Origin of the sequence: Micrococcus sp. HMSC31B01 (genome assembly GCF_001816085.1) — a bacterium.
GTDB lineage: Bacteria > Actinomycetota > Actinomycetes > Actinomycetales > Micrococcaceae > Micrococcus > Micrococcus luteus.
Window position 1 is genome coordinate 1 of the sequence record NZ_KV825098.1, and the last position, 10,168, is coordinate 10,168.

Here is a 10,168-nt window from a genome sequence, read left to right on the forward strand (position 1 = left end):
CGGGGGCGCGCGGCGGGGGCACGCGTCGCGTCGTCGTCGGGACGGGGCGCCGAGGCGCCCCGGAGGCGCTCGAGGGCGGCGCGGGACTCGGAGGACGCGTCCTGCATGCTCACCCCTTCCGGCCCCGGCGACGGTGGGCCATGATCCCCGCGATCATCAACCCTGCAAGGGTACCGAACACCATGCCGACCACCGCGGACGCCCACCACGGCAGGCCGGTGGCCCGGCCGGTGATCCAGCCGAGCCCCACCATGGACCCGGACCACGCAAGCGAGCCCGCCCCGGACAGCCACAGGAACACGGGCCAGCGGATCCCGCCGATCCCGGCCGCCGCCATCGACGCCGTCCGCCCGCCCGAGACGAACCGCAGCACGGACAGCCCCGCCAGGCTGCCCGCCGGGCCCACCCGCACCAGCAGGCTCCGGATCCCCCGGTGGATCCGACGCCACCACGCCCAGCGGTCCAGGCGGTCGGCGAGGCCGTGGCGGAACAGCGCGTAGAGGCCGACGTCCCCGGCCCAGCAGCCCAGCCACGCCGCCAGCACCGCGGCCACGGGGGAGACCCGGCCCTCGGCCGCGAGCGCCCCCGAGCCGATGACCACCACCTCCGACGGGACGGGTGGGATCGGGGCGTCCAGGGCCACGAGCAGCGCGGTGAGCGGGTGGAACCACACTCCGAGCGCGTCCATCAGGGCGGCCGGGTCCCCGCCCGTCACCGCGGTCGCTCCTGCAGCTCAGCGGGGGAGGTGAACTCCCGCTCCTCGCCCGTCACCGGGTCCGTGAAGCGCAGCGACCGGGAGAGCAGCTGCAGGGGACGCGTGACGTCGTCCGGGGCGAGGTCGAGCAGGTCCGGGTAGAACGGGTCGAACGCGATGCCCAGGCCCAGGGCGGCCAGGTGGATGCGCAGCTGGTGGGTGCGGCCCGTGCGCGGGGTGAGCCGCAGGTGCGCCACGCGCCGCCCCGCCAGCGTCCCGGCGGAGACGCCGACGCCCAGCAGCTCCACCCGGGACTCCGCGTTCGCCCCGGCGTGGGGCCGGTTCGACCGCCGGGTCCGCACCGGCGCGCCCGCCCGGCGTCCCGAGGCGGCCGGCGGGATCTCCTCCACCACGGAGCGCAGGATCCCCTTGTCCTTGCGGATCCGGCTGCGCACGGTCAGCGGGAATCGCCCCAGGACGGGGTCGGCCGGGGCGCCGGGGCGGCGGGCGCCGTCGTCGGGGGCGTCCGGCAGGAGCGCCACGGCCTCGTAGGTCTTGGCCACGGCACGCCGCTCGAAGAGCAGGTGGTAGGCGCCGCGGGTGGCCGGGTTCGCGGAGAACATCACGACGCCGGCCGTCGCCCGGTCGAGCCGGTGCAGGGGCACGAGGTCATCGAGGCCGAGCTCGTTGCGCAGCCGCACCAGCGCGGTCTCCTGGACGAAGCGGCCGCCCGGGGTGGTGGGCAGGAAGTGCGGCTTGTGGATGACCACGAGGTGCTCGTCGCGGTGCAGGAGCGTGTGCGTCACGGGCAGCGGGGCCTCGTCGGGGACGTCCCGGTAGTACCAGAGGTCGTCGTGCACGCCGAGCGGCGTGTCCGCCGGGATGGGGGCGCCGTCCGCGGCCACGACCTGCCCGGAGGCGAAGCGCCGCCGGATGCCGTCCGGGTCCACGTGGCCGAAGCGGTCCAGGACGTACTCCTGGACGGACGCCCAGGGTCCGGAGGCGGGCAGGCGCAGGCGGGTCGCGTTGACGCCGTTACGCAGGGGAAGGGGGGAGGGGACGGCCACGTTCCCGATTCTCCCAGGAGGGGAGGACAGGGAAGCGCGGCCGTCGTCGCGGGCGGCTACGGCGTCGCGGAGTGCGACTCGGGGGAGGCCGGCTCGGCCAGCGTGGTCGCCAGGTCCCGCTTGCGGATCTTGCCGGTGGCGGTCTTGGGGAGGCTGTCCACCACGACCACCTCGCGCGGGTACTTGTACGCCGCCAGGGAGACCTTGGCGTGCTCGATGACCCCCGCCGGGGTCACGCTCATGCCCGGCCGGGTGCTCACGACCGCCACCACCTCGCTGCCGAGGGAGGGGTGCGGACGCCCCACCACGGCCACCTCGGAGACCGCCGGGTGCGTGGCGATGACCTCCTCCACCTCGCGGGGGTACACGTTGTACCCGCCGCGGAGGATGAGCTCCTTCTTGCGGTCCACCACGTAGATGAACCCGTCCTCGTCCCGGTACCCCATGTCCCCGGTGCGCAGCCACCCGTCCACGAGGGTGGCCGCCGTGGCCTCGGGGTTGCGGTAGTAGCCCTTCATGATGGTGGGGCCGCGGAAGAGCAGCTCCCCCACCTGGTCCTCCCCGGGGCCGAGCAGGTGTCCCTCCGCGTCCACCACGCGGCACTCGGTGCCCCACAGCGGCTTGCCGATGGACATGACGCGGCGCTCCTCCCGGGAGACGTTCACCGCCACCGAGCTGGTCGACTCGGAGAGGCCGTACCCCTCCAGGATGGTCGCCCGCGGGAACTTCGCCTCGAAGCGCCGCAGCACCTCCTGGGGCAGGGCCGAGCCTCCGGAGACCACCTGGCTCACGGACGAGAGGTCCCGCCCGGTGTCGGGGTCCTCCACCATGCCGATCAGCATGGTCGGCACGGCGGAGATGCGGGTGATCCCGTGGCGCTCCACCAGGTCGAGCGCGGCGGCGGCGTCGAAGCGGGGGAGCAGGACCATGGTGCAGGCGTGGCGGACGCAGATGTTCAGCACGCTCGTGAGCCCGTACACGTGGAAGAAGGGCAGCACGGCCAGGACCACGTCGTCGGGCCGGATCGGGATGCGCGCGCCGGAGACCGTCGTGTTCATGTAGATGCCGAAGTGGGTGAGCTCGGCGCCTTTGGGGGGGGCCGGTCGTGCCGCTCGTGTAGATGATCACCGCGGTGTCGTCGGCCTGGGTGGGGGCCATGTCCACCGAGGGGCCGGGGGCCAGCAGCTCCGCGAAGTCCCGGGTCCCCGCGGGCCGCTCCCCGGCGCCCGTGGAGACCACGTACACCGTCGGACCGCCGTCGGACCCGCCCGCCTGGGCCGCGCCCTTGACCGCCGCCTCGGCCGCCGTATCCACGGTGATGAGCACGGCCGTGTCCGAGTCGGACAGGTGATGGGCGATCTCGCGCGGCGTCAGCAGGGGGTTGAGGGGGACCATGACGAAGCCGGCACGGACGAGGCCGAAGTAGGCGAACAGGAACTGCGGGATGTCCGGGAGCTGCACCGCCACCGAGGTGCCCGGGGCCAGGCCCAGCCCGCTGAGGTTCGCGGCCACCAGGTCGGCGGCGGCGTCCACCTCCGCGTAGATCCAGGCACGGTCGCCCAGGATCACGCAGGGGCGGTCCGGGTGCTCGGCGGCGCTCTCGCGCAGGAGCACGGAGATGTTGAACGTCATGACGCGTCCTTTCCCGGGCGGAGGAGGAAGAGCGAGTCCGACACGCAGGCCGGCTTCGCCACTCCCTCGATCTCCACGGTGGTGGTCACCATGGCCAGCGCCCCCTGGGGGCCGCGGTCCAGGCGGGTGAGCTCGGCGCCGGCGCGGATGCGCGCGCCGACGGGGGTCGGATGGGGGAAGCGGACCCGGTCCGATCCGTAGTTGACGACCATGGCCATCCCCTCCACCCGGTAGATCTCCCGCACCATCGAGGGCAGCAGCGCGAGGGTGAGGAAGCCGTGGGCGACCGTCGAGCCGAAGGGTCCCCGGGCCGCCCGCTCGGGGTCCACGTGGATCCACTGGTGGTCGTCGGTCGTGTCCGCGAACAGGTCCACCTGCTCCTGGGTGACGGTGCGCCAGCGGCTGTGGCCCAGGTGGGTGCCCACGGCCCGCTCGAACTCGTCCAGTCCGTCGAAGGTCTGCATGGCGTTCTCCTCGTGGGGGGCTCAGGCCTTGGGTCCGCCGGCCACGTAGAGGACCTGGCCCGAGATGAAGGAGGCCTCCTGGCGGGCGAAGAAGGAGGCCGCGGCGGCGATGTCCTCGGGGGTGCCGGTGCGGGCGACGGGGATCTGCTCCGCCGCCTTGGCCACGTACGTCTCGTAGGGGACGCCGATCCGCTCGGCGGTGGCCCGGGTCATGTCCGTCTCGATCAGGCCCGGCGCGATGGCGTTCACCGTGATCCCGAAGCGGCCCAGCTCGATAGCGACGGACTTGGTGAAGCCCTGGATCCCGGCCTTGGCCGCGGCGTAGTTCGCCTGCCCCCGGTTGCCCAGCGCGGACGTGGAGGAGATGTTCACGATCCGCCCCCACCCCTGCTCCGTCATATGGCGCTGGGCGGCGCGGGTCATGAGGAAGTGCCCGCGCAGGTGCACGTCCATCACCGTGTCCCAGTCCTGGGCGCTCATCTTGAACAGCAGGTTGTCCCGGAGCACGCCCGCGTTGTTGATCAGCACGGCGGGCGCACCCAGCTCGGCGACGACGGCGTCCATCACCTGGGCGACCGACTCCTCCCGGGCGACGTCGGCGGCGAAGGCGCGGGCCGTCCCGCCGGCCTCCTCGATCTGCCCGACGACGTCGGCGCACGCCTCGGCCGAGAGGTCGACGGCGGCGACGGCGAAGCCGTCCTCCGCCATGCGTCGGGCCAGGGCGGCGCCGATGCCGCGCGCGGCTCCGGTGACGACGGCGATGCGGGGCTCGGTCATGGGGTTCCTCCGGGAGGGTCGGTGCGGGTGCGGGTGCGGACGGGGCGGGAAGGACTCAGGACAGGCGCTCGATGACCATCGCCATGCCCTGGCCGCCGCCGACGCACATGGTCTCGAGGCCGATGTGCTTGTCGTGCTCGCGCAGCGAGTTCAGCAGGGTGGCGGTGATCCGGGCTCCGGTCATACCCCAGGGATGGCCCAGCGCGATTGCCCCGCCGTTGACGTTGAGCTTGTCCAGGGGGATCCCCAGGTCCTCGGCGGAGGGGAGCACCTGCGCCGCGAACGCCTCGTTGATCTCCACGAGGTCGACGTCGTCGATGCTCATCCCGGCCCGCGCCAGCGCCTGCCGGGACGCCTCCACGGGGCCCAGGCCCATGATCTCGGGAGAGAGGGCGGAGAGGCCCGTGGACACGATCCGGGCGAGCGGGGTCAGCCCCAGCTCGGCGGCGCGAGTGTCGCTCATGACGACGAGCGCCGCGGCGCCGTCGTTGAGGGGGCAGGCGTTGCCGGCGGTGACGGTGCCGTCGGGCCGGAAGACGGGGTTCAGCTGGGAAACGGCCTCGAGCGTGGTGCCCGCGCGCGGGCTGTCGTCCCGGGTGACCCGGATGCCGTCGGGCAGGACGAGCGGGGAGATCTCCCGGTCCCAGAAGCCGGAGGCCTGGGACTTCTCCGTGAGCTGCTGGGAGCGCACGGCGTACTCGTCCTGGGCCTGGCGGGAGACGCCACGCAGCTGCGCCACGTTCTCAGCCGTCTGGCCCATGGCGATGTAGACGTCCGGCAGCTCGCCCTCCTCGGCGGGGTCCGTCCACACGGGGGCGTCGCCCTCGGCCCGGCGGGCCGAGCGCTCCCACGCGGAGCGGAACGCCGGGTTGCGGGTGTCCTCGTCGGAGGCGCCGCGGTCCAGCCGGCTGGCCGACTCGACGCCGGCGGAGACGAACACGTCCCCCTCCCCGGCGCGGATGGCGTGGAACGCCATGCGGGTGGACTGCAGGCTGGATGAGCAGAAGCGGGTGATGGTGGTGCCGGGCACGGAGGGCAGGCCGGCCAAGACCGCGACCACGCGGCCGAGGTTGCCGCCCTGCTCCCCGCCGGGGGCGCCGCAGCCCAGGATGAGGTCCTCGACCTCGGCGCGGTCCAGCTCGGGGACCCGGTCCAGGGCGGCGGTGACCATCTGGGCGGCCATGTCGTCGGCGCGCAGGTCGCGGAGGGACCCCTTGCGGGCGCGGCCGATGGGGGAGCGGACGGCGGAGACGATGACGGCTTCAGGCATGGTGGTGCTCCTTCGGGAAGGGGGGCGGGGAGAGGGCGGGGAGGTCTCAGGCGAAGGCCGACACGCCGGTGATGGCGCGGCCGACGATCAGCGACTGCATGGAGTCGGTGCCCTCGTAAGTGTAGACGACCTCCATGTCCGTCAGATGGCGGGCGACGTGGTTCTCCAGCAGCAGCCCGTTCCCTCCCAGGATGTCCCGGGCCATGGAGGTCACCCGGCGGGCCTGGCGCGCGGCCGACATCTTCGCGAGCGAGGCCATCGGGCCGGTCAGGCGACCCTGGTCCTGCAGCTCCAGGAGGCGGAAGCACGTGAGCTTGATGTTGGTGACGTCGGCCAGCATGGTGGCCAGCTGCCCCTGGACCAGCTGGTGGCCGGCGATCGGCTTGCCGAACTGGACGCGCTGCCCGGCGTAGGCGACGGCGGCCTCGTACGCGGCGACGGCGTGGCCGAGCGTCTCGACGGCCACGCCGCCGCGGGTCGTGCTCAGGACGCGGTTGACGTCCTTGAAGGAGGAGCAACCGGGGAGCCGGTCCGCCTCGGGGATGCGCAGGCCGGAGATCACGATGTCCGGCTGGAGGATCGCGCGCTTGCCGATCTTGCCGGTGATCACGGTCGGCTCGAAGCCGGCGGGGAACTCCGTGTCCGGCTCCCGCTCCAGCACGAACGCCTTCACCTGGCCGTCGGCCACGTCGCGGGCGTAGATGACGATGACGTGGGCGTAGGAGGCGTTGCCGATCCAGCGCTTCGCGCCGTCGAGCACCCAGGTGTCGCCCTCTCGGCGGGCGGTGGTCTCGAGGGCCACCGAGTCGGACCCGTGGTCGGGCTCGGTGAGCGCGAAGGCGCCGATCATCTCCATCCGGGCCATCCGGGGCAGCCAGCGCTCCTTCTGCTCGTCCGAGCCGAAAGCGTTGATCGAGCCCATCGCCAGCCCGGAGTGCACCCCGAAGAAGGTGTTGAAGGATCCGTCCCCGCGGGCCAGCTCCATCGACACCAGGGCTCCGGCCATGCGGCTCATGCCGGGGCAGCCGTACCCCTCGATGACGGTGCCCGCCACGTTCAGCTCCGCCAGCTTGGGCACGAGCTCGAACGGGAACTCGGCGCGCTCCCAGTAGTCGTTGATGACGGGCATGAGCTCGGCGTCGACGAACGCGCGGACGCGGTCGCGCACCTCGCGCTGCTCCTCCGTCAGCTCGTCGTCGAGGAGGTAGATGTCGTGGTCGGGCAGGACGCCCGAGCGGGTCTCGCTCATGTCGGCTCCTCTGGGGGGGCTCGGGTGGGATGGGTCCGGGTGCGGACGAGGTCTCCGCCCACCGTATGACCGGCGCCACAGTGGCACTATGGGCACGGAGCACAGAGTCGGTTGTGCAGCCAGGACACGAGTCCCGCCCGGCCGGACGCCGCCGGCGGGGGCGGCGAGGAGGACGGCATGGTGCAGGAGGCAGGGGTCCCCGAGGAGTCCGGGGACGCGGAGCGCCGTCTGCGGGAGGCCTGGTCGGCGCTGCTGGAGGACGCCGACCGGATCGCCGACGAGATCGCCGCCGCCACGCTGGGCGGCGACCAGGGCGGGGCGTGGTCCACGCCGGAGCTGCGGGCCAGGCTGCGTCGTAGCACGCGGGAGCACGTCCGTCGGGGCCTGCGGGGCCTGGCCGGCGTGCCCTCCGGGGAGGGCGCGGGAGGGCGCCTGGTCGACACGTGGCGGGCCACCGGCGTCGAGCGCGCCCGCCAGGGGGTGCCCCTGGAGACCGTGATCTCCACCTACACCTCGGGCAACCGGCTGCTCTGGGAGGAGCTGGGACGGCGGGTCCGCGAGGGCAGGCTCGACATCACGACCGAGGAGCTCCTCGAGGCGGGGCGCCGGCTGTGGGAGGACCTGAGCGTCACGGGCGAGGTCCTCAGCGCCGCCTACCGGCGGGAGACCGCGCGCCTCACCCTGCGCGACCTGCGCCGTCAGGAGGACTGCCTGGCCGGGCTGCTGGAGGGGAAGGGCGCGGACCCCGTCTACGCGGAGCAGGCCGAGGAGATCCTGGGCGTCCGGGCGACCGCCCCCCTCGCCTGCGTCGTCGCCCTCGCCGAGGACCCGGGGAGCGACGTGCTCCATCACCCCGAGGACCGCATGGGGCGACTCGGGGCGACGTCCCGCTGGGCTGTGCGCGAGGGGGCGCTCTACGGTGTCGTCGAGCCTCCCTCGACGGACGAGGAATGGCTCACGGAGGCGCTGGGCCCGCTGGTCGAGGGCCAGGTGGGAGTGGCCTGGGCCCGGCAGGGGATCCCCGAGACGGCGGCGGCGTTCCGGCTGGCGACGCGGGCGGCGCACACGCTCCCGCCGGGCGAGCGGCGGCTCGCCTGGGCCTCCCATCGGCTGCCGGAGGTGCTGCTGGAGTCCAGCCCGGAGGTCGCCGCGCTGCTGGTGGAGGAGGTGCTGGGACCGCTCCGGGCGCTGCCCGCGGACCAGCGCGCCACTCTGATGGAGACCCTGCGGGCGCTGCTGCGCCGCTCGGGCTCCGCGACCCTCGCCGCGGAGGACCTGATCTGCCACCGCAACACCGTCATCTACCGCACCAAGCGCCTGGTGGAGCTGACGGGGTGCAGCCTGCAGGACCCGCGGGGACGCCTGATGCTGGAGCTGGCCGTGCTCGCCGCAGACCGGGCCGGCGGGCCGGTCCGGAGGGCGCGGCCGATCAGTCCCTGACGGGGGCGCCCGAACCGGTGGTCTCGTCCGAGGAGGCGGGCCCGCGCTCGCCCGGCTCGAGGACCACGACCTCGTCGGCCGGCTCCGCGCGCCCCGTGGCGCCCTCGGCCGGGATGGCGGCGCCGACGTCGGCGATCACCGTGTCCAGCACCGCGCCCGAGGGCACCGTGCACTCGCCCAGCAGGATGCTCCCGCGCACCACGGCGCCGGCCTCGACCACCACGCTGGGGCCCACGACCGAGTCGGTCACCTCGCCCGCGATCCGGCAGCCGGGGCTGAGCAGGGAGCCGGTGACGGTCGCCTCGGGGGCGACCCAGGCCGGCGGAGCGGCGTGCGGATTGGTCAGCAGCGGCCAGCCTTCGGCAGCGACGTCCAGGCCGGTGCCGTCGAGGATCTCCCGGTGGGCGCGGACGTACGCGTCCAGGGTGCCGATGTCCCGCCAGTACCCGACGAGGCGGTGCTCCCGCACGCGCCCCCGCGCCACGAACGCCGGGATGATGCTCTCCCCGTAGTCGCCGAGGGAGGAGCCCACGGGGTCGCCGTCCTCATCGGTCTCGCCCTCGTCCTTGGTGGCCGCCTCGTCCTCGCCCGCCACGAGGTCGCCGACCACCTCGGAGAGCGCGGCGACGTCGAACACGAACACCTCGGTGGCCACGAGCGTGCCCGCCGGGTCCTCCGGCTTGTAGGCGTAGTCGGTCACGGCGCCGTCGTCGTCCACCTGGACGACGCCGAAGCGCGAGGGGTCCTCGTCCGTCTCGGTGGTGACCACGGTGAGCTCGGCGCCGGAGCGGGTGTGCTCGGCCAGCACGGGGCGCAGGTCCAGCTGGTACAGGTGATCGGCGGAGAGCACGACGACGGTCTCGGCGCCGAACTGCTCCAGCAGCGGCAGCTGCTGGGCGATCGCGTGGCCGTTGCCGCGGGCGAAGCCCTCCTCGGCGCGGCCCTGCGCGGGGGGCAGGAGCCGCAGGCCGTGGCGGGTGCCGTCGAGATCCCACGGCCGGCCGCCGGCCAGGTGCTGGTTGAGCGTGAAGGGGCGGTACTGCTCCACGACCCACACGTCCCGCAGGCGCGAGTGGGCCAGGTTGGACAGGACGACGTCGATCAGCCGGTACTGGCCCGCCAGCGGCACCATCGGCTTGGCGCGGGCCGCGGTGAGCGGCATGAGGCGGCCGCCGGTGCCGCCGGCCAGCACGAGCGCGACGACGGCGCCCTCCGGGTCCTTCGGGAACGGGTCGGCCATGACTTCTCCTCGGGTCGGGGGCGGGTTCAGCGTAGGGAACGGGGACGACACGCGGCCACCGTTGGGGCGCGTCCGGCTCAGCGCTGGCAGTGCGGGCACCACCACAGCCGCCGCGCATCGTCCTCGGGGGAGCCGTAGTCCTCCTGGCGGACGGGGCCGCGGCAGCGCAGGCACGGGGTGCGGTCGTGCCCGTAGACCCAGTACGACGGCGTCCCCCCGCCACGCGCGCCGGGCGTCCGGCCGGGTGCCGTGTCGGGTGACGGACCGGCCGGGACCAGCACCTCGACCCCGAAGGGTCGCGCCGGGTTCGGACGCACGCCCGTGGTCCGGCGCCG

Annotated in this window: 9 protein-coding genes and 2 pseudogenes; 1 reads left to right on the top strand and 10 read right to left on the bottom strand. The window is 74.1% G+C overall.

Annotated features, from left to right (window positions below; genetic code table 11):
• Positions 1-109: 109 nt before the first annotated feature.
• The 8 genes and pseudogenes from HMPREF3105_RS05640 to HMPREF3105_RS05670 all read right to left on the bottom strand — a co-directional run bounded on the left by HMPREF3105_RS05640 (position 110) and on the right by HMPREF3105_RS05670 (position 7,153).
• Positions 110-715, bottom strand: a complete 606-nt coding sequence (locus HMPREF3105_RS05640) for a DedA family protein (RefSeq protein ID WP_044659054.1) — start codon at positions 713-715, stop codon at positions 110-112.
• Entirely contained in the window at positions 712-1,761 is a 1,050-nt protein-coding gene (locus tag HMPREF3105_RS05645; RefSeq protein WP_044659053.1) for a pseudouridine synthase, read from the bottom strand. The genes HMPREF3105_RS05640 and HMPREF3105_RS05645 overlap by 4 nt, the downstream gene beginning before the upstream one ends.
• Positions 1,762-1,817: 56 nt before the next feature.
• A complete protein-coding gene (locus HMPREF3105_RS13685) occupies positions 1,818-2,819 on the bottom strand; it encodes an AMP-binding protein (protein WP_196488485.1) in 1,002 nt (333 codons plus the stop codon).
• Positions 2,820-2,913: 94 nt separating this feature from the next.
• A pseudogene (locus tag HMPREF3105_RS13690) lies at positions 2,914-3,393 on the bottom strand (AMP-binding protein); the annotation flags it as partial.
• Positions 3,390-3,857 carry a MaoC family dehydratase gene (locus tag HMPREF3105_RS05655; protein ID WP_020625414.1) on the bottom strand — a complete coding sequence of 156 codons (468 nt, stop codon included), beginning with the start codon at positions 3,855-3,857 and terminating at the stop codon, positions 3,390-3,392. The gene HMPREF3105_RS05655 and the pseudogene HMPREF3105_RS13690, both read right to left, overlap by 4 nt.
• 21 nt (positions 3,858-3,878) lie before the next feature.
• A complete protein-coding gene (gene fabG, locus HMPREF3105_RS05660) occupies positions 3,879-4,634 on the bottom strand; it encodes a 3-oxoacyl-ACP reductase FabG (protein ID WP_020625413.1) in 756 nt (251 codons plus the stop codon).
• Positions 4,635-4,689: 55 nt separating this feature from the next.
• Positions 4,690-5,904, bottom strand: coding sequence for an acetyl-CoA C-acetyltransferase (locus tag HMPREF3105_RS05665; protein WP_020625412.1), 1,215 nt, complete (start codon positions 5,902-5,904; stop codon positions 4,690-4,692).
• A 46-nt stretch (positions 5,905-5,950) separates the two neighbouring features.
• A complete protein-coding gene (locus HMPREF3105_RS05670; RefSeq protein ID WP_036316076.1) occupies positions 5,951-7,153 on the bottom strand; it encodes an acyl-CoA dehydrogenase family protein in 1,203 nt (400 codons plus the stop codon).
• 177 nt (positions 7,154-7,330) lie between these two features.
• On the opposite strand from HMPREF3105_RS05670, the gene HMPREF3105_RS05675 reads away from it, so the two are divergent.
• Positions 7,331-8,593, top strand: coding sequence for a PucR family transcriptional regulator (locus HMPREF3105_RS05675; protein ID WP_020627988.1), 1,263 nt, complete (start codon positions 7,331-7,333; stop codon positions 8,591-8,593).
• Here the strand turns inward: HMPREF3105_RS05675 and HMPREF3105_RS05680 are convergent.
• Both HMPREF3105_RS05680 and HMPREF3105_RS12680 read right to left on the bottom strand, forming a co-directional pair.
• On the bottom strand, positions 8,583-9,833 hold the full coding sequence (locus HMPREF3105_RS05680) for a glucose-1-phosphate adenylyltransferase family protein (protein WP_044659051.1): 1,251 nt from the start codon (positions 9,831-9,833) through the stop codon (positions 8,583-8,585). The genes HMPREF3105_RS05675 and HMPREF3105_RS05680 overlap by 11 nt on opposite strands.
• 77 nt (positions 9,834-9,910) lie before the next feature.
• Positions 9,911-10,168: pseudogene (locus HMPREF3105_RS12680) on the bottom strand (formamidopyrimidine-DNA glycosylase); the annotation flags it as partial.